Below are 25,321 nucleotides of genomic sequence, written 5' to 3'. Positions count from 1 at the left end.
CCCCTTTATTTTGCAAGGACTATTTTTCCCTACCGAGAAACATTTTACGCTTAGCCGCCCTGGTATGGGCTGCAGCTGCCCTATTTTTTGTGCCGTTCTCCAAGCATCTCAAGAAAGAGCCGGCCGTCTCCTTTTTGCCACGTCATTGTCGAAAAAAGATCCGGACGGTGCTGGAGCGTGGCTTCAAATTCTTTCTTACGGCGCCAGGCACCAATCTTTTCGTGATCTCCAGATAGGAGAATATCCGGCACTTTTTTCCCCTCATAAGAAATGGGCCGCGTGTACTGAGGATGCTCCAAAAGGGAACCGGAAAAAGAGTCCTCTTCGGCGCTCACCAGTTTTCCCAGAACGCCTGGCACGAAACGAGCGACCGCGTCCATAACGGAAAGCGCGGGTAATTCACCGCCTGTCATGACAAAATCCCCTACGGATAGGCGCAGATCAGCTTCCTCTAGGATCCGCTCATCGAACCCTTCATAATGGCCGCAAAGAAAAATAAGATCCCGGCCAGCTCGGGAAAGAGCGGTGACGCGTGCTTGGCAAAGAGTTTCACCTACAGGCGTCAGCGCAGCCACAAGTGCATCCGGGGCAAGGCACCTGGCTTTTTCAAGAGCCGCCAGATATGTGTCCACACGCAGGACCATGCCGGCACCGCCGCCGCAGGTTGTATCGTCAACGCTGCGGTGGCGGTCCGTCGCATAATCACGGGGATTGACGCAAAGAACCTCAATGAGGCCTTCTTTTTGGGCCCGTCCCAAGATACTCACGGAAGCGGCGCCTGCAATGAGTTCAGGGAACAAGGTAATAAAAACAAATTTCATCAAATCCACTCCGGCAGTTTAGCAACAACCTTATGCTCTGCCCAATCGATGGTAAGGATGTTCTCCTTGATGGCGGCAAGGAGAATCTCCTCGCCTGTCGGGGAAGCAATCACAAAAACATCGGTACTGCCCGGGGAAATGACATCCTTTACGGTGCCAAAGGCTTCCCCGTCAGGACTTTCGACAGCAAATCCCAAGATATCCCGCACATAGAACTGTCCTTTCGGCAAGGGAGGAAGTTCCTTGGGGGAAATGACAAGCTGACGGCCCCGCAGGGCTTCGGCTTCGTCCATATTGGTGATTTCCTTCACCATCATGAGATAGACATTTTTATGCTGCCGAACGGAAACAACCGTGAGATCCCGTCCATCATCAAGATGGACAATCTTCATCTTGGCATAGCGCTGCGGCTGGTCGGTCAGGGGCATGATACGAAATTCGCCCCGCACACCATGCGGGGCGACGATTTTGCCAATCACAATTTGCTGTTCCATGGTCATCACGCCCGAAATGCAATGACCTTGCCGTCTTCAACGACAATTTCAGCGCCCATGAGGGCTTCCAGATCGGACCCTATGGTAATTTCCACGGAACGCTCCAATGTGCCGTGACCGATTTCGCTACCGATTTCGAGGTTTTCTGCTCGTTCCAGTTTATCTTTAAGCTCCTGGAGAGCATGGCCACGTTGGTTCTTTTCGTATTCAATCTGGTCCCGCATGCTGGCAACCAGCTGGGGAGCGGCGCCGGCATTGTTATCCAAGGCCTTTTTGGCACTGAATTGGAACCGTTCAAAATCAAGTTCAGCAGCCTGGACCTGGCGTTTCATATCGGCAATCAGTTGTGCCTTCAGATCTTCCGTCACCTTCGCCTTAATGGTTACAGGGACTTTTACGATCATTTTATCCATGGTTTGCCCACCTTTAATCAATATCGACGATCACTTTGACATTTTCACGGGTGGCCGCGGCCTTCATGACCATACGGATGGCTTTTGCAATCCGGCCTTGCTTGCCGATGACCTTACCCATATCATCGGGTGCCACGTGGAGTTTAAGAACGACAGTGGAACCACGCCTTTCTTCCTCCACCTGCACCTCGGAGGGATGATTGACGATAGCCTTAGCAATGACTTCAACTATCTCTTTCATAGGTCTCCTCCTTATTTCGCAGCCTTCTTGTCAGCCAGTTTGGTCATGAGGCCTTCCTTGCTGAACATGGAGCGAACCGTATCCGTCGGCTGTGCGCCTTTCATCATCCAGCTCAGAGCCTTTTCCTCATCAATCTTTACAACAGCAGGATCGACGTTGGAATCGTAGGTCCCAACCGTTTCAATGATGCGGCCATCACGCGGAGCGCGTTCATCGGCAACAACGATACGATAGAAGGGTCTTTTCTTAGCACCCATACGTTTCAGACGAATTTTTACTGCCACAATTTTCACCTCCTTAAAGGAATTTGATTTATTGCATGAAAGGCAGTTTGAATCTGCCTTTCCGTGCATACTTGTTCATCCCCTGCATGGTCTTCATGAGCTTCTTGCTCTCTTCAAACTGCTTGAGCAAGCGATTGACATCCTGGACACGCTGGCCACAGCCCGCGGCAATGCGCTTACGACGGGACCCGTTGATAATGCGGGGATTCTGCCGCTCCTTCGGAGTCATGGACGTGATGATGGCCTCCAACCTGCGGACTTCCTTGCCATCAAGATCCACGCCTTCAAACTGCTTGCTGAATTTTCCCATGCCGGGAATCATGCTCAGGATGGATTCCAAGGAACCCAGCCTCTTGACCTGTTTCATTTGGTCAAGGAACATATCGAGGGTGAACTCGTTATGTTTCATTGACTCAGCCAGTCTCTTGGCCGAATCAACATCAATGGCCTCTTGGGCCTTTTCTATGAGGGATAGGACATCCCCCATTCCAAGGATGCGGGAAGCCATGCGGTCCGGATAAAATGGCTGGAGTGCATCCAGCTTTTCACCCATACCTACAAACTTCACCGGGCAATCGGCTACGGATTTGACGCTGAGAACAGCACCACCGCGAGCGTCGCCATCAAGTTTCGTCACAATAAGGCCCGTAATCCCAAGGGCTTTATTGAAGGCCTCTGCAACCGTCACGGCATCCTGTCCCGTCATTGCGTCGACGACAAGAAGGATTTCATCTGGATGAACCGCGGTTTTGATGTTTTTCAGCTCATCCATGAGCTTTTCATCAATATGCAATCGCCCGGCTGTATCGATGAGGACCGTATCGCACAAAAGGGCATTGGCCCTTTTGATGGCCTCTTGGGCAATCGTCACAGGGGAGACCTCACTGCCCATGGAAAAGACTGGCATGTCCAGTTCCTTTCCAATGACTTCGAGCTGGGTAATGGCAGCGGGACGATAAACGTCACCAGCAACCATGAGCGGCTTCTTTCCATTTTTGCGGAGGTAATTGGCCAGCTTTCCGATGGAAGTAGTCTTACCTGCACCCTGAAGCCCGGCAAGCATGATCACCGTAGGTGGATTCGAGGAAAATTGGAGCTTGCTCTGTTCCCCGCCTAAAAGGGCTATCAGTTCCTCGTGGACGACTTTGACGATATATTGACCAGCGGTCAGGTTAGGATCAATTTTTTGACCTTGCACCCGTTCCTTGATCTTTGTGGTAAATTCCTTGACAACCTTGAAATTGACATCTGCTTCCAAAAGGGCCAACCGCACGTCCCTCAAGGTTTCCTTAAGGTCCTGCTCCGTAACGGTCTTTTGGCCGCGAATCTTTTGGATGGCTGCCGTCAATTTATCGGTCAGCATTTCAAAAGCCATGGTGTACCTGCTTTCTGTCTGGCCGTGGGACCTCTAGGTCCTTTACCGACTTATGTAGTATAGCGGATAAACAGCAAGGTGTCAAGTATTTTCCCTTGACACCTGATTTTCATGCATCACCCATGACCTTATGGATGATGTCTTCAATTTTTTGAAGCCGTTCATCCCCTAGTCCTTCTTCCTTGAGCGCACCCAGGAGATGGAGGGCCCCCCGCAGTTCAAACTGCATGGATTCTTCCTTTTGGAGGACGCGGAGCTTCTTTTCATACTTTTCAAGGGACTCCTCTACTCGCTTTAAGAGATCATAGACAGCCTGCCGGCTTGTTCCGCCGGCATCAGCAATCTCGCCAAGGGACAGGTCATCATAAAAATACTGTTCCATGATTTTTTGCTGCCGCACCGTAAGAAGACTCCCATATACATCATAAAGTCTGCCAATGCGGATCCTTTTGGCAAACAGCGTCTCATCCTGCATGAAGCTTTTTCCCTCCTAGGAAAAAGGAATGTGGGAGGAGAACTTCCTCCACGGATCCTTTATCATGATACTGATGGGTCATGTCCTGACCCATCGAAGAGATTCTTTTCAAGGGACGGAGCAGACGCCACACGAGGCTTTTTGACAGACTTTTTCCTGCGTTTCCGTCTGCTTCTGCCAAAAAGTCCCAGATCCTTTTCCTGTTCCTGTTCCCGCCGTTTCTTTTCTTCCTTGTTGCGATCCCAATAGACATAATGACAGGTATAACGCTTTAAGAGCGCACTGTCCGGATTGCTTTCCTTTTGGAGATTGCCTAGGCCATAAGCTTCGGCAATCATCTTGCCCAAGGTTGCATTGACGCTGTGGGCCGAATAGGTTTTCACCGCTTCCTTGTATTCCTTCAAAAGGGCCGGGTCGCGCTCGATGAACAGGAAGATTTCATCAGTCAGGCGTTTTGTAAAAGCGGTAATGGCCTTCCGCCCCAAACGTTCAATCTTTCTTTTTTCCCGCATAGGCTACTCCCCTTTGCGCAGAGCCTCATAGGCCATCTTCATGGCCTTTACCGTTGCTGTGATGTCTTCGGCGCCGAGAATAGAACTGATCATGGCGCAGCCTGCGGCCCCGCACTTCATGACTTCCGGGAATTCCTTTTTACCGATACCGCCGATTCCAACAATGGGAAGGGAAATGGCCGCAATGATTTCCCGGAAGGGACCGAGGCCTAGACAGGACGCATCCTTTTTAGTCTCTGTTGGGTAAAGGGCGCCCACGCCGAGGTAATCGGCGCCGCCACGAAGGGCCGCCTGCGCCTCTTCAAGGTTATGGGCAGAAATACCGATGATGGCATCATTTCCTAATTCCTGCCGTCCCCGGGCAAGGGATTCATCGCTTTGTCCCAAATGGACCCCATCAGCGCCGATGGCCTTGGCGCAGGCAATATCGTCATCGACAAGAAGCGGTACGTCGTAGTGGTCGCACAGGATCTTGACCTTGCGGCCAATGGCAATACGTTCTTCCGTCGTCACGTCCTTTTCCCTCAGCTGGACCAAAGTAATGCCCGCTTGGAGGGCTTCTTCGACAGCTTCATAAAAATCGCGGCCCTTTTTGTCCGTCACCTTTCGGTCCGTGACCAAATAGAGGCTGTAATCAATGGTTCGTTTCATTTTGCTGGCCCTCCTTTAAAAAGGTTATAAAGCCTATGCCCCTCGTGTTGGCTGATGGCATCCATCAAATGGGCCCGGAAGGTCCCAGGGCCGGGAACGTCCTTTTCCGCAAGTTCAGCTCCCGTATTCATGACCGTAAGGCCCCATAGGGCAGCATAAAGGGGGGATTCAGGATAGACTCCCAGGGCTGCCGCCATAAGCGTTCCCGTCATGCAGCCAGCCCCCGTAATCCGGCCCAGATAAGCCGTTCCATTATGAGCCAGATAAGTTACGGTTCCGTCGCTTACAGCATCAGTGGCACCCGTTACAGCAGCCGTGCAGTGAAACTTGCAGGCCAAAGCTTTGGCAATCCGTTCCGGATGGTCATCAGAAAGGGAATCCACGCCCTTTCCCCCTTCGCCCTGCCAAGAAAGGAGGGCCTTTCCTTCGGCACTGTTGCCCTTGATGACCGTGATGGCCCCAGTCTGAAGCAGGGTACGGGCCGCATCAAAGCGGAAGGACGACGACATGACCCCAACAGGGTCAAGCAGGATAGGCCGTCCACAGGCAGCGGTTCCGACAAGGGCTTTTTTCATGGCGCCATAGGTTCGTTCATTCATAGTTCCCAAATTGAGGACCAAAGCGTCAGAAAGCTGTGAGATGGCGGGCATTTCCCCTTCCTCGTCAGCCATCATGGGAGATGCCCCAATGGCAAGGGCCGCATCCGCACAGAATCCGGCCGTCACATAATTTGTTATGTGATGAACCAACGGATGATGGGACCGCATGGCCTCACTGATGGAGCAAAAGGCCTTTTCAAGGGGCATCATTTCCCAATCCCTGCCTTTTCATAAAGAGAGACAAAGTGATGGATAGGGCCGTGCCCATGACCGACAGGAAGGCCATGCTCAATGCCGAGTGCCACATAGTCCTTGGCAAGTTGAGCCGCTTCTGGAAGGGTGTGGCCCAAAGCCAATTCTGAAGCAAGGGCGGACGATAAACTGCAGCCCGTTCCATGCGTATTGGAGTTATCGATATGACGGCCAAACAGCCATGTTCCGCGCCCACCTTTTTCCAAAAGATAGTCATCGGCAGTCTGGGCAAGGTGCCCGCCCTTAAGGAGCACAGCTGCACCGCAGGCATCCAAGATGGCATGGGCTGCCTTTTCCATATCGTCTTTTGAGCGGATTGTCATGCCTGACAGGACTTCTCCTTCCATCATATTCGGCGTGATGACTGAAGCAAGAGGCAGGAGTTTTTCCAATAGGGTCCGCCGGGCTGTCTCCTCAAGAAGATAGGCTCCGCTTGTGGCCACCATGACCGGATCGACAACAAGATAGGAAGGTACATAGACTTTCATCTTTTCTGCAATGGTCTCGATGATGGGCGTAATGGAAACCATGCCCACCTTGACGGCATCGACACGAATATCAGAAAAGACTGCATCAATCTGGGCGGCGACAACATCGGCGTCTATATTTTGGATTTTTGTAACGCCCGTCGTATTTTGGGCTGTTACCGCAGTAATGACACTCATTCCAAAGGTGCCATGGGCAGCAAATGTTTTAAGATCAGCCTGGATTCCCGCGCCGCCGGAGGAATCAGAACCTGCAATGGTGAGCAGATGTTTCATGATGGGTCGTCCTTTCCTGTACAAAGAGCGCCCTGCCAATTTGACAGGACGCCAAGAACCGTAGGAGCAAGGCTCCTTACTTTACTTTGCGGACCATATCAACGATATGATCAACGGTGAATCCATATTCCTTATAGACGGTCTTACCCGGACCGGAGGCACCAAAGGTATCGATGCCAATGACGCGGTCCTCGCTGCCCGTATAGCGGGCCCAGCCCGTACGGACACCTGCTTCGACGGCAATAGCCGGTACATCTTTGGGAAGGACGCGGCGTCTATAGGCTGCGCTTTGGCTGTCGAAAAGATCCCAGCTGGGCATGGAAACGACTTGGACGCCGATATGACGTTTTGTCAATTTTTTCTGGGCTTCGAGGGCTAGGTGAACTTCACTGCCTGTAGCAATAATGACGGCCTTAAGGTCCTCTTCTTTCGGGCACGGGCTCAGGATATAAGCGCCTTTGGGTGCACCCTTGGCAATCACTTTGGCATAATCATGAAGAACGGGCATGCCCTGACGGGTGAGAAGCAGGCAGGTCGGACGGTCTTTTGTTTCACAAGCCGTCTTCCACGCAGCCGCTGTTTCAAGGGCATCAGCAGGACGAATGACGGAGACGTTGGGAATCAGCCGCAGGCTCATGGCCTGTTCAACAGGCTGATGGGTCGGACCATCTTCACCTACAAAGATGCTGTCGTGCGTAAAGACAAAATGGCTGCCAATCCCCATCAGTGCGGCCATACGGATGGCAGGACGCATGAAATCGGCAAAGACAAGGAAGGTCGCGCCAAAAGGCAGGAGACCGCCATGGAGGCTCAGTCCATTGACGATACAGCCCATGGCATGTTCGCGGATACCAAAGTGGATATTGCGGCCTTCCGGTGTTCTTGCGGAGAAGAACCCCTTGCCCTTCATTTCAGTCTTGTTGGAAGGGCCAAGGTCAGCACTGCCGCCTACCAGACTTGGCAGCGCATCGGCAAGGCTTTGCAGGACCGTGCCGGAAGCAGCACGCGTAGCCACGCTTTCCGTACCAGCAAAGGCTGCCATGAGTTTCTTGAGATCAAGATCGACCTTGCCATTCATGCGGTCCACCAGTTCTGCTGCAAGATCGGGGTATTTTTTTGCATATTCATCAAGAAGGGCTTCCCATTCAGCTTCTTTACGTTCTGCGACCGGAATCTTTTCTTCGAAATGAGTCCGTACTTCATCAGGCACATAGAAGGACTTTTCCGGATCCCAACCAGCGGCTTTTTTAGTTGCAGCCACATTCTCAGCGCCCAGCGGTTCGCCATGCGCACTGGCCATATCCTGACGCGGGCTGCCAAAACCAATATGGGTGGGAACAATGATGAGGGAAGGACGGTTCTTTTCCTTTTTGGCTTCCTTGATGGCTTTGGCCAGTTCCTCTACGTCTTCGGAGGTAGAAACTCGCAGCACCTGCCAGCCATAGGCAGCAAAACGCGCCCCTACGTCTTCTTTGAAGGCAATATCCGTATGGCCTTCAATGGTGATCTTGTTATCATCATAAAGGAAAATCAATTTGCCTAGGCCTAGCGTCCCTGCAAGAGAAGCCGCTTCAGAAGCAACGCCTTCCATCTGATCGCCGTCGCTTGTGATGCCATAGGTATAGTGGTCTACCACGGGGAACCCTTTTTTGTTGTAGCGGGCAGCAAGCATCTTTTCTGCCATGGCAAGACCTACGGCCATGGCAAATCCATGACCCAAAGGCCCTGTTGAAACATCGACACCGGGCGTAACCCCATATTCCGGATGGCCCGGGGTCAGGGACCCCCACTGACGGAATTGTTTCAAATCATCAAGGGAGACCTTGTATCCAGCCAAATGAAGCATGGCATACTGCAGGGCAGAACCATGGCCGGGCGAAAGAACAAAACGATCGCGGTCGAACCAAGACGGATCCTTGGGGTTCACTTTCATAAAACGATCCCAGATCGTATACATGAGCGGAGCCGTTCCAAGGGGAAGACCGGGATGGCCGGAATTGGCAGCCTGGACTTCATCAATGGACAAGAAACGTAAGGTATTGATGCTTTCTTGATCAATTTTTTTCATGAAAACAATATTCCTCCTACCATAACTCGGATATTGGGTCTTTCCTTACGATTATAGGATATTTGGCCTGGTTTCGCAACAAAGCTTCCAAAAAAGGGGCCGCTGCTTGAAGCAGCGGCCCTGACGAGCTTATTTTCGTTCTTTTTCCTTGACTTCTTCAATGATCTTTTCAGCCATTTTGGGCGGAACGTCCTCATAATGATCGAACTTCATCTCAAAGGTTCCCGTTCCTTGGGTCAAGGCACGGAGATCAACAGCATAATCAAGAATCTCCGCATAAGGCACTTGGGCCTTGATACAGCTTCTTCCATCCTCAGCAGTCTGCATGCCCATGATGCGGCCCCGTTTGCTGTTGAGGTCAGAAATAACGTCACCGGTAACCCGTTCATCACAGTAAACATCAAGATTATAATACGGTTCCATAAGAACAGGTTTTGCTTCCGCGCAGCCTTTCTGGAAGGCTTGGTTGGCCGCCACCTTAAAGGCCATTTCCGAAGAATCGACCGTATGGTAGGAGCCATCAAGAAGGGTAATCCGGATATCAACTACAGGATAGCCAGCAAGGACGCCGTGTTCAACAGCTTCGCGCATGCCTTTTTCTACGGCTGGGATATACTGGCGAGGTACGGCACCACCGAAGATTTTATCGACGAATTCAAAGCCTCCTCCAGGCGGCAGCGGTTCAAGTCGAACCACGACATGACCATACTGACCGTGACCGCCCGTTTGTTTTTTGTATTTACCCTCAACTTCTGCCGTGCCGCGGATGGTTTCCTTATATTCCACAATCGGTGCACGAAGTTCTGCTTCCACACCAAATTTACGTGTCATCCGCTCCATGATGATTTCAAGATGCTGGTCCCCCATACCGCTGATCAGTGTTTCTTTTGTTACATTATTGCGTGTTACAATGAAGGTCGGATCCTCATCCATGAGTTTTGTGAGGGCACCGGCAATTTTCTCCTCATCGCCCTTCTTCTTCGGATAAATGGCCCGGCTGTACATAGGAAGAGGAAATTCAATGGGCTTAAAGAGGACGGGATTGTTCTTGTCACTTAAGGTATCACCCGTTGCCGTGAACTGGAGGCGGGAAATGACCCCAATATCACCGGCTGCAATCTGTTTCATCGGAATCTGCGTCTTCCCGCGCAGGGTAAAGACAGGACCAACTTTTTCCATTTCCTCACGGCTGGCATTATAGACCGTACTGTCCGCCGAAATGGCACCGGAAAAGACCCTGACAAAACTCAAACGGCCCACAAAAGGATCTGCCGTTGTCTTGAAGACGAGGGCAGCCATAGGTGCGTTCGAGTCGCGGACTTCCGTTTTGCCGGTTGCCGGATTTTCCACTTTATAATCATTGAGGACGGCGGGGAAGGTATAGTTTACGATGGCATTAAGACAGCGGCCAAGGCCAATGTTCTTATACGCACTGCCGCATAGCACAGGGAAGATAATGCCCTGCCGAATGCCTTTAACAAGGCAGTTCATGATGACATTGTCAGGAATTTCCTCACCTTCAAGGTATTTTTCCATGACCTCATCATCAGCTTCGACAGCCGCTTCCACCATCTTGCTGTGGGCATCGGCGACCCATTCCTTCAGTTCATCCGGGACTTCGATTTCATCTGCCCCATTGCCGTTGCCGCGGTAGGCCTTCTGATTGAAGACATCGATGACACCGCAGAAATTTTCTTCCTTTCCCAAAGGCAGATGGAGCGGCAGGACCCGTTTCCCAATCTTGGTCCGGAGGTTATCCATGATCTGATCAAAATCAGCATTTTCACGGTCCATCTTATTGACGAAAATCAGTCGAGGCAATCCAGCTTCTTCTGCAAGATTCCAGCACTGTTCCGTTCCGATCTGGACCCCGCTCGTTGCACTGACCACAATAAGCACACTGTCAACGGCGCGGAAGGCGCCCTTTACTTCGGCTACGAAATCAGCAAATCCCGGTGTATCAAGGAAGTTGATCTTGACATCGTTCCATTCAACAGGTGCAAGGGTCGCACTGACAGAAACACCGCGCTTGATTTCCTCCGGTTCAAAGTCCGTTGTTGTCTGTCCATCCTCCACTTTGCACATACGGCTGATGGCACCGCTGCGATAAAGCAGGGCTTCCGTAAGGGAAGTCGTCCCTGCACCGCCGTGCCCTACAATAGCAACGTTCCTGATTTTATCACCTGTGTACTCTTTCACGTTATTGCCCCCTTTATATCGAATCTATTCGTAACAAATCTCATGATATCCTCTTTCGCTGATTTCTTGAAATTTTCCTTCTTTTCGCGTTCCACTTTCCTTGGCTGTAAAAAACGCCTCCTAATCTGTATAGTAAGTTACAGATTAAGAGGCGTTTCACTGCCGTAATGATCAGGATAAGAAAGGATTGGCAACAACCCGGTACAAGCCTAGGAGGATTTCTTTTCCTTCTGTTTCCGGTGATACAGGAGTCCCCCATAAACGATGATGACAAGGGTCATCAAGACGGCAAGGCGGTCCATATGGGCCCGGAAATTAACAATATCATGCCCTACGACGACTTCAAGAGCCGTTGAAGGGAATTTACCAATCAGGTTGGCAATGATATAATCCCGCACGCTCATCCGGCTCACGGCTCCCAACGCCGTCAGGATTCCTGACGGGAAATAAGGCAGCGTCCTGGCAAGGGCCATGGCTGTAAGCCCGCCCTTGCTGCTCATTTCATCAAGGCGCTTTAGGTTATTGCTCTTTGTAATGAGCTTTTCTGCTTCGTCACGCAAAAAAAAGCGAAGCACAAAAAAATTAAGTACCACACCGACGGTTTCGGCCAACCAGGATATGGTAATGCCAAGAGGCAGACCAAAGATGACGCCATTTGCCGTTGATAAAAAAATGGACGGTAAAAATCCGAGGGCATTGATGAGAACATCGAGGAAAAAACTGACCACAATGGCCCAAGGCCCAAAGCTTCTCAAATAGTCCGTTGTTTCCTTAAGATTACCGCCGCGGGCCAAATGATACAGATTTTTCGTAACGCCCGGTGCAAAAACATGGATGGCCAGCAGGCATCCTATAAGAAGCAGGAAAGCCACAAATTTAAAACTTCCACTTTTCCAATTGATTTCTCGATTCATGTCATCCATCCTTCAGTCAGGAATTAAAAATTTGTTCAAACCGTCCATCAAACTGGGCAGCAGCGATACCTTCCTCAATGAAACGGGCCCCTTGAGGATCGGCCATACTCCGTTTGGCGTATTCCCGCGCCTCCACAAGGGTATCCGTATCACGAAGGATATCAGCAATATAAAGGTCGGGCAGTCCATGCTGCCGAACGCCAAAAAGCTGGCCGGCCCCTCGCAGTTCCATATCCTTCTCGGCAAGCAGGAACCCATCGCTGCAGCTGCGCATAATCTGGAGACGTTCCAAAGTCTGGAGCTGATTCGAACCGGTAAGCAGCACACAGTATGATTGACTTGAGCCACGGCCGACACGGCCCCGGAGCTGGTGCATCTGGGCCAGGCCAAAACGGTCCGCTCCTTCAATGATCATCAGCGTTGCATTGGGCACATTGACCCCAACTTCAATGACCGTTGTAGCGATGAGGACCTTGGTCTTCCCACTCACAAAATCCGCCATGACCGCATCCTTTTCTTCTGCTTTGAGACGTCCGTGAAGGAGGCCGCAGGGAATACCCTTCAAAAAAGTCTGGGTCAATTCCTCATAAAGGTCTGTTGCAGATTTTGCATCGACCATGTCCGATCCCTCAATAAGGGGGGCCACGATATAAGCCTGATGCCCTTCTTTTACTTGATGGATGAGGCCTGCATAGACCTCGGCCCGCTTTTCATCGGTATAGCACAGGGTCTTGATTGGTTTGCGTCCTGGTGGGAGCCCTTTCATAAGGGACACATCAAGGTCCCCATAAACAGTCAAGGCAAGGGTTCGTGGAATGGGTGTCGCTGTCATGACAAGGACATGGGGTGCATAGCTTGATTTCCCCGATAAGCGCGAGCGCTGCTCCACACCAAAACGATGCTGTTCATCCGTTATGGCAAGTGCCAAGGAATGAAAAACAACGGCATCCTGGATCAGGGCGTAGGTCCCAACGACTGCCTTGATGGTGCCATCAGCAAGTCCCTCCAAGACCTCCCGCCGAGCCGTCTGGCTCAGGCTCCCCGTAAGCAGGGCTGTGTGAATGCCCAAGGGTTCCAAGACCTTCTGCATTTCCTGGTAATGCTGCTCTGCAAGAATTTCCGTGGGTGCCATCAGACAGCCTTGATAGCCATTTTCAGCCGCTTTAGCAAGCGCCAGCATAGCGACTGCCGTCTTTCCTGAACCAACATCACCTTGTAGGAGACGGTTCATGGGTTCGGGACTTTCCATATCATCATTGATTTCCTGCCAAGCCTTTTTTTGGCTTTCCGTTAAGGTAAAACCTAAATGGTCCAAAACGGACTGCCACAAAGGCCCGCAATGGCCCATCTTGATACCTAGGCTCCTTTTCTTGATCTTGGCTCGGTGATGCAGGAGTCCGCACTGAATAAAGAAGAGTTCCTCAAAAATAAAGCGTCTTCTTGCTTCTTCCATCTTTTCCAAGGAAGGTGGGAAATGAATAGCTTCCAACGCTTCATATCGGGAAAGGAAGCCTTTTTTTCGCATGATCCAATCAGGCAGACATTCAGGGAGATGGTCCTTTGCAAGGAGCAGGGCTTGACGAACGGCAGAACGCACATTTTTTTGGGTAAGACTGCCGCTTAAGGCATAGGTCGGCAGGATACCCGGTGCTTCCGGAGGCTCATCCTTGACCTTGGAAATGACGGCCTGCGTGACAGCCTTGGCGGTTCGGCCCGGCCCGACTTTCCCGATGACAAGGACATCATCCCCATTTTCCAAATACCGAACGGCATAGACTTGGGCGCCGAAAAGAAAGATTTCAGCAAAAGCCGTCCCATCACTGACAACAACTGACGCATAGCGCATATTCCGGGCACTACGCCGTTTTATGATGCGGGCAATCTGTCCGCGAAAAAGCTGCATGGAACCATCAAGGGTAAGTTCCCGGATTGTCTTTACATGTGAATAATCAAGATAACAGCCCTGACGGGGAAAATGATTCAAGAGGTCTCCAATCGTCACAATTCCGAGGCCTTCAAACTCAACCGCCTTTTTAGGACCAATCCCTTTCAAGGAGGAAACAGGCTTTTTCCACCATGGCAGTGACTGGGTTTGGGCTTCTATTTTTTTCATTGATGGATCCCTCCTCTATGATTCCTCTTAATCATACCAGATTTTATGTCCTAATGGGGTCATTTCCTATGGACTTCCGGATTTCGCCAAAATTTACTTGCAAGAAACTCTTTGTTTGTGTTAAAATACTTGCATTGAGTTAAAAAATTAGCATTGCCTTATTAGCTAGAAGGAGGTGGGACCATGGCATGCATCTGTGATATCTGCAAAAAAGGTGAGCTGAGCGGCAACAATGTCAGCCATTCCAATAGACATGTGAAGCGTTCTTGGAAGCCTAACATTCAAAAGGTCAAAGCAGTTGTAGACGGCGAAGTCAAGAGCGTTAATGTTTGCACTCGCTGCTTACGTTCCGGCAAGGTGACCCGCGCCATCTAAGCTAGAGGAAACGGTAGGAACCAGTTACTTCGGTAACTGGTTCCTTTTTTATTTCCTTAACCCAAAGGACTGCCGCAGTAGGGGCAAAAACTGGCATCACGAGGAACCTGCCGGCCACAGTGAGAGCAGGGACTTTCCTGCGTATAAGCCTCTATTTTAGCTTCAAGATGCTTCATGAAGGCTTCTGTTTCCTTATTTTGCGGCCGGAAACTATAGACCTCGATGCGTTCCTTATGAATGTCAAGGATGACCTGGCTGCCGCCTTCTACAGGCGTCACAACGAGAGAAACCACTTTCTTCTTGGGCTCGCCAAAGAGAAAGGTCTTTTCTCCCGTAAGGAGGCTTCCCTGAAAAAGATGTTCCTTTTCATCCACTTCCTTTAGGCTGATTTCCATTTCTCGGGCCGTATCAAGGGCAAGCTGCCAAATGACAGTGACAGGAAGACGATATTTCCGTTCGATAAGGCTGCCGCCGCTGCCGTTGATCTCCATGGCTTCACCTCTCCCCTTCCTTGACGGAAACAATGGCGTCTTTTCCGCTTTCAACACGGGCCCCCTCTTTTTGCAGCAGCGTAATGGCTGCCGCGCCACCCGTCACGACAAGGGGCGTCACAGGATTGATTTTCTTGCTGGCAAGAAGGGCAAGATCGACCCGAAGGATCCCCTGTCCTTTTTGGACGATATCCCCTTCCTTTACAAGGGCAGCAAAGCCCTCCCCCTGTAAGGAAACGGTGTCGATTCCCACATGGATCAATACGTCCAGTCCCTGGGTACTTGTCAGAGCAATCGCATGCTGCGTATCCGGGACATAGGCAATCGTACCATCACAAGGCGCGGTTACAAGACCGTCTTCAGGCATGATGGCCGCCCCCTCCCCCAGTGTCTTTTGGGAAAAGACGGGATCTGGCACCTGCTCAAGAGGAATCACGCGTCCCGTCATAGGGGCCAATAATTCTGTTTTTTTATAGAAATTAAAAAATCCCATGGATGATCTCTCCTTACAAGTTGGAACCCATTCTACCATCTGAATATAGCAAGAAAGGGGCATGTTCGTGACTTTTTCAGAACATGCCCCTTCTTAGGGTCAGAAATCAGTGGCTTTGCAGCGCCGCTTTGCGAGACAGGTTCATGCGTCCCTTGGCGTCGATTTCAACAAGCTTGACAACAATCTCATCACCCACGTTTACCACGTCTTCCACTTTTTCCACCCGTTCCTTGGCGAGTTGAGAAATATGGACCAACCCTTCCCGGCCCGGCATGAATTCGACAAAGGCGCCAAAATTCATCAGGCGGGTGACCTTACCTGTATAAATCTTGCCAATTTCCGGTTCAGCCGTAATGGCATTGATGGTCTCAATGGCTTTGTTGGCAGAGGCCTGATCAGCAGCCGCTACGTAAACCGTTCCATCTTCCTCGATATCAATCTTGGCCCCGGATTCCTCGGTGATTTTCTTGATGACCTTACCGCCCGGTCCAATCACATCCTTGATCTTGTCCGGATTGATCTTGAGGGTCGTAATCTTTGGAGCATGTTCCTTGAGAGAAGGTCGCGGTGCCGGGATGCATTCAAGCATCTTGCCGAGGATATAGGCACGGCCCTTGCGAGCCTGTTCAAGTGCCTGTTCAAAGATCTGTCGGTTGATGCCGTCAATCTTGATATCCATTTGGATGGCCGTAATGCCCTTTTCCGTACCAGCAACCTTGAAGTCCATGTCACCATTGGCGTCTTCGAGGCCCTGGATATCCGTCAAGATGGTTATATTATCCCCTTCCTTGACAAGACCCATGGCCACACCGGAAACAGGCGCCTTGATAGGCACGCCGGCGTCCATCAGGCTGAGGGTGCTGGCGCAGGTACTGGCCATGGAAGAAGAACCGTTCGATTCCAAGACTTCCGAAACCAGCCGGATTGTGTATGGGAATTCCTCTTCCGAAGGAATGACCGGCAGCAGGGCACGTTCTGCCAGGGCACCATGGCCGATTTCGCGGCGGCCCGGACTGCGCAGGGGTTTGGTTTCACCGACACTGTAGGGCGGGAAATTGTAGTGATGGATGTAGCGTTTTGTCAACTCCGTACCAAGACCATCGAGGGTCTGGGCTTCACGAAGCGGGGCCAAGGCAAGGCAGTTGAGGACTTGGGTCTGACCGCGCGTAAAGAGGCTGCAGCCATGAGGACGGGCCAAAAGACCAACTTCGCAGCTGATGGGACGCACCTCATCCAGGGCACGGCCGTCCGGACGGATCTTGTCATGGGTAATGATGTGACGGAAGACCTTCTTGACAAGCTTCTGCACAATATGGGCAATATCGATTTCACTTTCAGGATAAAGCTCCACAAAATGTTCCAAGATTGCTTCCTTGGTTTCAGAAACCATCTTGTCACGATGAAGCTTATCGGGATCCATGAGGGCATCGTGAATCTTCGGTTCACCGTATTCCATAATTTCCTTGGAAAGGGCTTCGGGCGGTACATAAGGGGTAAATTCCATCTTGGGTTTGCCCACTTCAGCCTGAATCTGTTCCTGAAAAGCAACCAGTTTCTTGATTTCTTCATGTCCAAACAAGATGGCATCAAGCATGACCTGTTCGGAAACTTCCTTGGCCCCAGCTTCAACCATGAGAATGGCATCTTTGGTTCCGGCAACAGCGAGGTTCATTTCGCTGACCGCAGCCTGTTCAAGGGTCGGGTTGATGATGAATTTTCCATCCACGCGGCCAACACGAACACCGGCAATCGGACCTTCAAAAGGAATATCAGAAATGGAAAGGGCGCAGGAGGCACCGATCATAGCAGGAATATCAGGTGCATTATCGGGATCGACGGACACAGCCGTCGCAACAATCTGCACATCATTATGATAACCATCAGGAAACATGGGACGGATTGGGCGGTCAATAAGACGGCTCGTCAGGATAGCCGTTTCAGGCGGACGGCCCTCTCTTCTCAGAAAGCCTCCAGGAATTTTCCCGACAGCGTACATCTTTTCTTCAAAATCTACCGTCAGGGGGAAGAAATCAACCCCTTCCCGCGGTGTGTCCGTACCAGTGACAGCAACCACAACGGCTGTTTCCCCATAGCGGATGAGAACAGACCCATTGGCCTGCTTGGCAATCTTGCCTGTTTCGATGGTAAGGGGTCTGCCCCCCAGCTCCGTGCTAAATGTATGCATCCTCTGCATCCTCCTTATTGACTCGTTAAGCATTACCCATAGATTATACTACAAACTGAAAAACTTTGTATAGAACTTTACGGATTTTCCGCTCATTCCAGGCATTAAAAAGCTGCCATACCCGTTTGGGCACGGCAGCCAGCAGTAAATACATTATTGATTGGATGCTTCCTTATCGCCAGAAAGGGCTTCTTTCAACGTATGCCAAGCAAGGACAGCACATTTGACACGAGCCGGCATATTGGAGATGTTCTTTAGGCTGATGGCATCTTCCAACTCTTCCAGTTCATCGTCATCGGTCACTTCCCGTTTGATCATATCGAGGAAGAGGTCGACCAGACGGAGTGCTTCCTTGACTGATTTGCCCTTGATGAGGTCAATCATCATGTCCGCTGAAGCCTGGCTGATGGCACAGCCATGGCCCGTATAGGCTGCATCCTTGACGATGCCGCCTTCGATATCGGCCTGGAGGGTAATGTCATCACCACAGCTCGGATTATGTCCATGCTCCTGGAGCGTGAACTTATCCAAGGCACGTTTGTTCATCTGGTTCTGGTTATGTTCCAGAATGATGTCCGAATAAAGTTGATTCATATCCACGCTGCTCATTGTACCACCCTTTTAATCCTTGAATCCCATCTGTTTCCGGACAAGAGGAAGCTTATCCAGGAAGTAGTCCACTTCTTCGATGGTGTTATAAATATAGAAACTGGCACGATTCGATGCTTCGACATGAAGATGATGCCCCAAAGGCTGGGCGCAATGATGGCCGCTGCGGATGGCAATGCCATAGCTGTCAAGAATCGTCGCCACATCGTGAGGATGCACACCATCAATGGTAAAGGCAATGACACCGACCTTTTCTTCAGGATCCTTGCTGCCCAGGATATGGACATACGGAAGCTTCATCAGGCCTTCAAGACAGTGCTTGGTCAATTCATATTCATGACGCTCGATTTCATCAAACCCAAGGTCATCGAGATAATCAATGGCTGCATGAAGGGCAACCGCCCCTTCCACATTTTCCGTCCCCGCTTCAAATTTAAACGGGACCTGTTCAAATGTCGTACTCTGTTCCTGTACATATTCAATCATGTCCCCGCCAGAAAGGAAAGGTTCCATGGCATTAAGAAGTTTCTTCTTGCCATAAAGGACACCCGTGCCAGCAGAGCCCATCATCTTATGGCCGCTAAAAGCATAGAAATCACAATCCCACTTCTGGACATCACTCTTCATGTGTGGTGCAGACTGGGCCCCATCAAGGACAGCAATCGCGCCAACTGCATGCGCCTTTTCAATGATCTTTTCAATGGGACGCTTCATCCCAAGGACATTGCTGACTGCTGCAAAAGCCACGATCTTTGTCTTTTCGTCGATCTTTGCCAGGTCTTCATCTGTAAAATGGCCTTCTTCATCAAGATACATATACACAAGCTGAGCCCCTGTACGACTTGCCACACGCTGCCAAGGCACAATATCGGAATGGTGCTCAGAAATGGGGATCACGATTTTATCCCCTGTATGGAGATTGGCTTCCCCATAGCTTCTGGCCACCAAATTCAGGGCTTCCGTCGTATTGCGGACGAAAATGACTTCATCGGCACTCTTGGCATTGATGAAGCGGGCGACGGCTTCACGGGCGCTGTCATACAATTCCGTGGCTTCAATGCTGAGGGTATGGGCCCCACGATGGGGGTTTCCATTATAGTGTTCCAATAGGTCCACCATGGCATGGATGACCTGATAGGGCTTTTGGGTCGTTGCCGCATTGTCGAAATAAACAAGGGGATGACCATTGACCTTTTTAGTTAAGATTGGGAAGTCTTTCCGTACATTTTTCATCGCAAATTCCTTTCTGGGTACAAAACTCCATTTTCTCGCGTACTGCCCGGAGAGCCTTGTTCGCCAGGGTTTCATCGCCTAACTGGTCAATGACCGGACGGATATTGGATTCAACAATGACAAGACGAGCGCCGTTTTCGCTGAGACCGCGGCTCATCAGATAAAAAAGCATATCGGGATCAACCTGGCCGGAACTTGCGGCATGGTTGCCAACGACATCATCTTCCTTGCAAAGGAGCAACGGAACGGAAATGGAATGGACGCCCTTATTTAGGAGCAGGCATGTATCTTCTTCGTTGCCCACGGCTTTCTTGCCGCCTCGCAGGAAATCAATGGTGCCGCGGAAATATTTGCGGCTGGTTCCCATGAGCGCCCCCGTCGTGAGGATGTCTGTATTGGTCTTGACCCCTTGGGTCGGAACCCAATAGGAAAAATCAAAGAGCTGTTTTTCACTGCCAAGATACATGGTCTGGCTCTTGAAGTCCGACTCATCATGATCTAGGTCCGTGCGGACATAGACCAAGGTTTCCTTGCTGCCCACTTCAGCAGAGACAAATTTTACTTTGCTGCCCCTGCCATCATGGGTATAGCGCTGGTCAATGTGACGGACACGGCTGCCATGAATCTGGACCTTACTGACAGTCACTTTTGCGTTCTCACCAGCCTCTACATAAAAGAGAACATTGACGAGTCCGTCCGGAGCATCCCCTTCGAAAGTCGTAAAAATCTCGATATCACTATTTTTGCCTGCCTTGATATAAAGCTGTCCAATAAGGGCAGGAATCATCTCTGAGAGGCTGTAATCGAGCCATACCTTGGCTTTTTCCCCCTCCTTGACACTGATTTCACAGTTTACATTGCCCTTATCCAGTGCGTCCTCCAAGGATTCTCGGCTGGCACCGGCAAAGTCCCCCAGATCCGGAACGCGGCGGCCCGTAAAGAAGGTTACTTCAGCAGGGCCTTCATGCCGTTCTTCTACAGCAGCATCAGGAACAAGCTCTACTTCCGGGGTTTCCAGTTCCTGATGGTTTACCCTCATCCAACGGAAAGTAGGACGAGGCAGTTCATTGAAAATCTGTTTCATGCTCTCCTACCTCCTTACATGGAACCCTTGAGTTCCAAATTGATCAAATTGTTCATTTCGACAGCATACTCAAGCGGCAGTGCCTTCGAAACCGGTTCAACAAACCCCCGAACCAACATGGCCCGTGCTTCGTCTTCACTCAGGCCGCGGCTCATAAGATAGAAGATGGCTTCATCGGAAATACGGCCGATCTTCGCTTCATGACCAAGGTCCACATTGTCATTCTTGATGACAATGGCAGGGATCGTATCGGACTGGGACTGCTCATCCAGCATAAGGGATTCACAGCTGACGTTCGACTTGGCCCCTTCTGCCTTTTCCCCAATGACCACGCTGCCTCGATAGATGCAGACGCCGCCATCTTTGGAAATGGATTTGGAATTAATGTTGCTCGTCGTATTCGGAGCATTATGGATTACCTTGGAACCCGTATCAAGATACTGTCCCTTACCGGCAAACGTGACTCCTGTAAACTCACAGTGGGCGCCTTCCCCATTGAGGATGCTCATAGGATACAAGCAGGATGTATGGGAGCCGAAGGAACCGGTAACCCAATTGATGGTCCCGTTCTTACCAACGACACAGCGCTTCGTATTCATGTTATACATATTCTTCGACCAGTTTTCGATTGTCGAATAAGTCAGGGTGGCTTCATCGCCAACGAAAAGTTCAACACAGCCAGCATGAAGGTTAGCCACATTGTATTTCGGGGCACTGCAGCCTTCGATGAAATGAACCTTGGCCCCTTTGCCGACAATGATCAGGGTATGTTCAAACTGTCCAGCGCCCGGTGCGTTGAGACGGAAATAGCTCTGCAGCGGAATTTCGACATCAATTCCGTCAGGAACATAGACGAAGGAGCCGCCAGACCAAACAGCGCCGTGCAGCGCGGCAAACTTGTGATCTGTAGGCGGAACAAGCTTCATGAAGTGGCTCTTGACGATCTCTTCATATTCCTTGAGGGCTGTATCAAAATCTGTATAAACAACGCCTTGCTTGACGAGGTCTTCCTGGATGCTGTGATAAACGACTTCCGAGTCATACTGGGCACCCACACCCGCAAGGGAGGTCTTTTCCGCTTCTGGGATGCCCAAGCGGTCGAAGGTATCTTTGATATCATCAGGAACATCGTTCCAGTCTGCCTTCATCTGCGTATCAGGACGGACATAGGTGACGATATTGGCCATGTCAAGACCGCTGATGTCAGGGCCCCACACCGGGTATGGCATTTGATTATAGATATCAAGGGATTTCAGGCGGAAGTCAAGCATCCATTTCGGCTCATCCTTCTTTTCGGAAATCTCCCGGACGATGTCCGGTGTCAGGCCGGCATCGGTCTTATAGGAATACTTGAAGTCATTCCTGAAGTTATACATGTTTCCGAGATTGTCGACGGAATCGAAAATCTTCTTTTCCTCGTCCAATCCGGTTCTCTTTTCTTCCGACATAGTGCTCACCTACCTATCAGTTCTTATAGGCGTCGTAGCCGTTTTCCTCAATCTCACGGATGAGGGAAGCATCACCGCTCTTGACAATCTTGCCAGCAATGAGGACATGGACCACATCGGGATGGAGTTTTTGCAGGATCTCACTATGGTGCGTAATGATTAGGAGGGAGTTGTCCTCATTGTGATATTCGTTGACGGCTTCTGATACGATGCGGACAGCGTCAACATCAAGACCGGAGTCAATTTCATCGAGCATGGTCAGTTTCGGCTCGAGCATGGTCATCTGGAGAATCTCGTTTTTCTTGCGTTCCCCGCCGGAAAACCCATCATTGACATAACGGTCTGCATAGGAGCGATCCATCTTAAGGGCATCCATCTGCTTATGCAGCTTCTTGCGGAAGGGCATGATTCGCTGAGTCTCACCGCTAACCGTACTCTTGGCATTGCGAATGAAGTTTTCAACAGAAATACCCTGGACAGAGATAGGATTCTGAAAGGCCATGAAAATCCCCGCTTTAGCCCGTTCATTGACCGGTTCGTGAGTAATCTCCTTTCCTTCCAGATAGATATGGCCTGCCGTGACCACATATTTTGGATTCCCCATGACTGCATTGAAAAGGGTCGATTTGCCAGCCCCATTGGACCCCATAATGACATGGGTCTCGCCCTTATTGATGACCAGATCAAGTCCCTTGAGGATTTCCTTTCCTTCGACAGCCACATGCAGCCCTTCGACTCGTAATAGTTCACTCATGTCTCTAACCTCTCTTACTTGTATGATCCTACGATAGAATTTAAATCATATTCCTTTACAGTGAATTCTACCTTATTCCGTCCTATTCTGTCAACTTAAATGTTACAGTTGGCATAGAATCCCATAAATGCGTGAATCCACGGTGCAAGCGGGGCAATTTCCCCGATTTATCCATGATATCCTATCAAGATACCGGAATTCATTATAGGACATTTTTCCAAAATGTACAAGATATCATAGTATAAATAGGGGAAATTCCTACAATAAAGAAAAGACTGCACGGAAAAGAGGTTCCGTACAGTCTTTCGAGCTGCTTTTCAGCGAACAAACAGATAGATGATATAGACATTGAGCATGGCAGCCAGCCCTGTCACAAAGGTTCCAAAGGTCTGTGCCCGGTACCCATCTTGGACTTCCATATCACCAAAATTCGTAACAACCCAGAAATAGGAGTCGTTGGCATGGGAGACCGTCATGGCCCCAGCCCCGATAGCGATGACCGTTACCGCTGCAAGAATAGGGGTACCAAGGCCCAAGGTCGTCATAAGAGGAGCCATGATGCCTGCCGTCGTCGTAATGGCCACGGTGGAAGACCCCTGTGCCGTCTTCAGGATAGCCGAGAGGATAAAGGGGAAGAAAATACCAAGACCCGCAAGGGTCGTCGAATTGGCCTTAATAAAGGCAACCATGTTGGTCGAAGCGATGACCTTGCCCAGGACACCGCCAGCCGCCGTAATAAAGAGGATGGGGCCGCAAACCTTCAAGGTTTCATTCGTCAGTTCATAAAAAGCCTTGGCCTTATCTTCCATGGGGCGGGACACAAAAAGCAGGATACCAAGAAGGACGCCGACACTGATGGCAATGATTGGTGTCCCGAGGAAAGTTATGATAGGAATCTTATTCCCCGCCATGTTCATGGCACTTGAAAGGGCCATGAGAAGGATAGGCACAATGATGGGAGCAAAGCTCATAAAAGCGCTGGGAAGTTCACCATAGCTTTTCATCAGTTCTTCATAGGTTTCCGTCATTTCCCCGGCTTCTCCGGCTTCCATGGCCTTTTCTTCCTTGGTCTTGATTTTACCGCCAATGTAGTTGGCATAGAAGTAGGCCGCAATCATCGGAAGGATGGACGCACAAGCCCCCATAGCAATGACGAGGATCAGGTTCGTGTCCATCTGCATACCTTCGTAAATGGTATTTGCCGCAGCAATGGGACCGGGTGTTGGTGGAATGAAGCAGTGGGTAATATAAAGGCCCATGCTCATGGCTACAGCTGTAGCGATGCCAGAAGCATGCGTGCGGCGTACCAAAGCTTTCCGGATCGGATTCAGGATAACAAACCCGCTATCACAGAAAACAGGGATGGATACGATCCAGCCCATAATAAGGACGGCAAGGGACGTATTATTTTTCCCGACAAGCCGAACAACGCAGTCTGCCATCTTGAGTGCAGCTCCCGTCTTTTCGAGAAGAGCACCAACGAGTGCCCCCATAATGATGACAATGCCAATACTATTGAAAGTACCAGCAAAACCAGCACTGACAACATCCGCAATCCCGAGGCCCTTTCCCGTCTTAACCAATGGGATGCCGCCAATAATACCAAAAATAACGGAAACAGTCAAAATGGACAGGAAGGGATGAATGTTGTACTTGGAGATTGCAAGGATCATGATGATGATGGCAAGAACAAATGCAATCATAAGAGGTATACCTGTCAAAATAATCAACTCCTTTCAAATAGTAAACAGCCTTCCAGCCCTTTCTGGAAGGGAAAAAGAGGGAAATAGAAAACTCTTTCCGTTCTTACAAACAAGTATACACCGAATTTGTCCTATTGAATACAAAAAATTGAGAAAAATGACCTATCTTGCTATGAAGTTTGGAACATAACGATGCAGCAAAAAAGTAATCTAAATAAAGAAAAAAGAACAAATCACTGCCGCCAATGAGAAGGCGAGGCAAAAAGAGCCTTATTTTCAAAACAGGAACAATGATGCCTGCCACTTGCCCACACCGACCGTGTGGAAATAAAACGGGAAGCCTGCCACATCCGCTTATTTTTTGGACGGCTCAAGACTCCTCAGTATTTCCTGCGTAAAAAAAGAGATGCCCTTTACATAAAGTCCTCTTGGTCATACCTATATAGACCACATAAAAAATCAACGAATTAACCGCAATAAATGGATGACCCGAACAAAAATCAACTGCCCCATCCAAAAAGAAAGCCATATCCAAATAGAAGAAAGGAATAAGCCCCAGGAAAGACTCGCTAGGAGAGCCCCTCGCAAAAGAAGGAACATCAGCCAAAGCGCCATCAGGCACAAGAAAAACACCCCACTGCACAAGGCAAGTGAGGTGTCAATCTAACCGGCAGCTTCCTATCCTCCCGGACCGTTTCCAGTCGAGTACTTTCGGCGTGTAAGGGCTTAACTGCTGTGTTCGGCATGGGAACAGGTGGAACCCCTTAGCTATCG

The 25,321-nt window shown here is 50.2% G+C and carries 25 protein-coding genes and 1 rRNA gene; 1 reads left to right on the top strand and 25 read right to left on the bottom strand.

Going from position 1 to position 25,321, the window contains the following annotated elements; all coding sequences use genetic code 11:
• Positions 1-80: 80 nt before the first annotated feature.
• The 15 genes from trmD to recG form a co-directional block, all read right to left on the bottom strand.
• Positions 81-821, bottom strand: coding sequence for a tRNA (guanosine(37)-N1)-methyltransferase TrmD (trmD, locus tag QZQ08_RS06685; RefSeq protein WP_014128132.1), 741 nt, complete (start codon positions 819-821; stop codon positions 81-83).
• Positions 821-1,315: a ribosome maturation factor RimM gene (rimM, locus tag QZQ08_RS06680; protein WP_035196225.1), complete on the bottom strand. Its 495-nt coding sequence runs from the start codon at positions 1,313-1,315 to the stop codon at positions 821-823. Before rimM ends, trmD begins: the two co-directional genes overlap by 1 nt.
• A 5-nt stretch (positions 1,316-1,320) precedes the next feature.
• Positions 1,321-1,728 carry a YlqD family protein gene (locus QZQ08_RS06675; RefSeq protein ID WP_009016015.1) on the bottom strand — a complete coding sequence of 136 codons (408 nt, stop codon included), beginning with the start codon at positions 1,726-1,728 and terminating at the stop codon, positions 1,321-1,323.
• A 13-nt stretch (positions 1,729-1,741) separates the two neighbouring features.
• On the bottom strand, positions 1,742-1,969 hold the full coding sequence (locus QZQ08_RS06670) for a KH domain-containing protein (RefSeq protein WP_009016014.1): 228 nt from the start codon (positions 1,967-1,969) through the stop codon (positions 1,742-1,744).
• Between the two features lie 11 nt (positions 1,970-1,980).
• Positions 1,981-2,253, bottom strand: a complete 273-nt coding sequence (gene rpsP, locus QZQ08_RS06665; RefSeq protein WP_016459745.1) for a 30S ribosomal protein S16 — start codon at positions 2,251-2,253, stop codon at positions 1,981-1,983.
• 28 nt (positions 2,254-2,281) lie between these two features.
• Positions 2,282-3,628: a signal recognition particle protein gene (ffh, locus tag QZQ08_RS06660; protein WP_014128129.1), complete on the bottom strand. Its 1,347-nt coding sequence runs from the start codon at positions 3,626-3,628 to the stop codon at positions 2,282-2,284.
• Positions 3,629-3,737: 109 nt separating this feature from the next.
• Positions 3,738-4,103 carry a YlxM family DNA-binding protein gene (gene ylxM, locus QZQ08_RS06655; protein WP_009016011.1) on the bottom strand — a complete coding sequence of 122 codons (366 nt, stop codon included), beginning with the start codon at positions 4,101-4,103 and terminating at the stop codon, positions 3,738-3,740.
• 62 nt (positions 4,104-4,165) lie between these two features.
• The gene (locus QZQ08_RS06650) at positions 4,166-4,615 is read right to left on the bottom strand and encodes a hypothetical protein (protein WP_296329741.1); all 450 of its coding nucleotides are present in this window, start codon (positions 4,613-4,615) and stop codon (positions 4,166-4,168) included.
• 3 nt (positions 4,616-4,618) lie between these two features.
• Complete coding sequence (gene thiE, locus QZQ08_RS06645; RefSeq protein ID WP_009016009.1) at positions 4,619-5,266, bottom strand: thiamine phosphate synthase; 648 nt, start codon at positions 5,264-5,266, stop codon at positions 4,619-4,621.
• Positions 5,263-6,075 carry a hydroxyethylthiazole kinase gene (thiM, locus tag QZQ08_RS06640; protein ID WP_009016008.1) on the bottom strand — a complete coding sequence of 271 codons (813 nt, stop codon included), beginning with the start codon at positions 6,073-6,075 and terminating at the stop codon, positions 5,263-5,265. Before thiM ends, thiE begins: the two co-directional genes overlap by 4 nt.
• Positions 6,072-6,878, bottom strand: a complete 807-nt coding sequence (gene thiD / locus QZQ08_RS06635) for a bifunctional hydroxymethylpyrimidine kinase/phosphomethylpyrimidine kinase (protein ID WP_296329735.1) — start codon at positions 6,876-6,878, stop codon at positions 6,072-6,074. Before thiD ends, thiM begins: the two co-directional genes overlap by 4 nt.
• A 76-nt stretch (positions 6,879-6,954) precedes the next feature.
• A complete protein-coding gene (tkt, locus tag QZQ08_RS06630) occupies positions 6,955-8,946 on the bottom strand; it encodes a transketolase (RefSeq protein ID WP_296329731.1) in 1,992 nt (663 codons plus the stop codon).
• Positions 8,947-9,075: 129 nt separating this feature from the next.
• On the bottom strand, positions 9,076-11,145 hold the full coding sequence (gene fusA / locus QZQ08_RS06625) for an elongation factor G (protein ID WP_296329729.1): 2,070 nt from the start codon (positions 11,143-11,145) through the stop codon (positions 9,076-9,078).
• A 209-nt stretch (positions 11,146-11,354) separates the two neighbouring features.
• Positions 11,355-12,059, bottom strand: a complete 705-nt coding sequence (locus tag QZQ08_RS06620; protein ID WP_296329723.1) for a TVP38/TMEM64 family protein — start codon at positions 12,057-12,059, stop codon at positions 11,355-11,357.
• A gap of 16 nt (positions 12,060-12,075) precedes the next feature.
• Positions 12,076-14,172 carry an ATP-dependent DNA helicase RecG gene (gene recG / locus QZQ08_RS06615; protein ID WP_296329720.1) on the bottom strand — a complete coding sequence of 699 codons (2,097 nt, stop codon included), beginning with the start codon at positions 14,170-14,172 and terminating at the stop codon, positions 12,076-12,078.
• 183 nt (positions 14,173-14,355) lie between these two features.
• Here recG and rpmB point away from each other — a divergent pair, with 183 nt between their 5' ends.
• Positions 14,356-14,547 (top strand): 50S ribosomal protein L28, encoded by a 192-nt coding sequence (gene rpmB, locus QZQ08_RS06610; RefSeq protein ID WP_009016002.1) that lies wholly within the window; start codon positions 14,356-14,358, stop codon positions 14,545-14,547.
• A 56-nt stretch (positions 14,548-14,603) separates the two neighbouring features.
• Here rpmB and QZQ08_RS06605 read toward each other — a convergent pair whose 3' ends face one another.
• The 10 genes from QZQ08_RS06605 to rrf all read right to left on the bottom strand — a co-directional run.
• A complete protein-coding gene (locus QZQ08_RS06605; RefSeq protein ID WP_296329717.1) occupies positions 14,604-15,038 on the bottom strand; it encodes a zinc ribbon domain-containing protein in 435 nt (144 codons plus the stop codon).
• Between the two features lie 4 nt (positions 15,039-15,042).
• A complete protein-coding gene (locus tag QZQ08_RS06600) occupies positions 15,043-15,486 on the bottom strand; it encodes a PTS glucose transporter subunit IIA (protein WP_367268483.1) in 444 nt (147 codons plus the stop codon).
• Positions 15,487-15,637: 151 nt separating this feature from the next.
• On the bottom strand, positions 15,638-17,716 hold the full coding sequence (locus tag QZQ08_RS06595) for a polyribonucleotide nucleotidyltransferase (RefSeq protein WP_296329710.1): 2,079 nt from the start codon (positions 17,714-17,716) through the stop codon (positions 15,638-15,640).
• A 153-nt stretch (positions 17,717-17,869) separates the two neighbouring features.
• Complete coding sequence (sufU, locus tag QZQ08_RS06590; protein ID WP_366140858.1) at positions 17,870-18,316, bottom strand: Fe-S cluster assembly sulfur transfer protein SufU; 447 nt, start codon at positions 18,314-18,316, stop codon at positions 17,870-17,872.
• A 21-nt stretch (positions 18,317-18,337) separates the two neighbouring features.
• Positions 18,338-19,558 (bottom strand): aminotransferase class V-fold PLP-dependent enzyme, encoded by a 1,221-nt coding sequence (locus tag QZQ08_RS06585; RefSeq protein ID WP_296329705.1) that lies wholly within the window; start codon positions 19,556-19,558, stop codon positions 18,338-18,340.
• Complete coding sequence (locus QZQ08_RS06580; protein WP_296329702.1) at positions 19,521-20,642, bottom strand: SufD family Fe-S cluster assembly protein; 1,122 nt, start codon at positions 20,640-20,642, stop codon at positions 19,521-19,523. Before QZQ08_RS06580 ends, QZQ08_RS06585 begins: the two co-directional genes overlap by 38 nt.
• A 14-nt stretch (positions 20,643-20,656) precedes the next feature.
• Positions 20,657-22,090 (bottom strand): Fe-S cluster assembly protein SufB, encoded by a 1,434-nt coding sequence (gene sufB / locus QZQ08_RS06575; protein WP_296329699.1) that lies wholly within the window; start codon positions 22,088-22,090, stop codon positions 20,657-20,659.
• Between the two features lie 16 nt (positions 22,091-22,106).
• A complete protein-coding gene (sufC, locus tag QZQ08_RS06570; RefSeq protein WP_009015994.1) occupies positions 22,107-22,844 on the bottom strand; it encodes a Fe-S cluster assembly ATPase SufC in 738 nt (245 codons plus the stop codon).
• A 317-nt stretch (positions 22,845-23,161) separates the two neighbouring features.
• Positions 23,162-24,565, bottom strand: a complete 1,404-nt coding sequence (locus tag QZQ08_RS06565; RefSeq protein WP_366140860.1) for a GntP family permease — start codon at positions 24,563-24,565, stop codon at positions 23,162-23,164.
• 647 nt (positions 24,566-25,212) lie between these two features.
• Positions 25,213-25,321, bottom strand: a 5S ribosomal RNA gene (rrf, locus tag QZQ08_RS06560); the annotation flags it as partial.

This window comes from uncultured Acidaminococcus sp. (genome assembly GCA_900538365.1).
In the GTDB taxonomy this organism is placed as follows: domain Bacteria; phylum Bacillota; class Negativicutes; order Acidaminococcales; family Acidaminococcaceae; genus Acidaminococcus.
The sequence above is the reverse complement of the archived record's forward strand: the minus strand, read 5'-3'. Positions and strand labels throughout refer to the sequence as shown.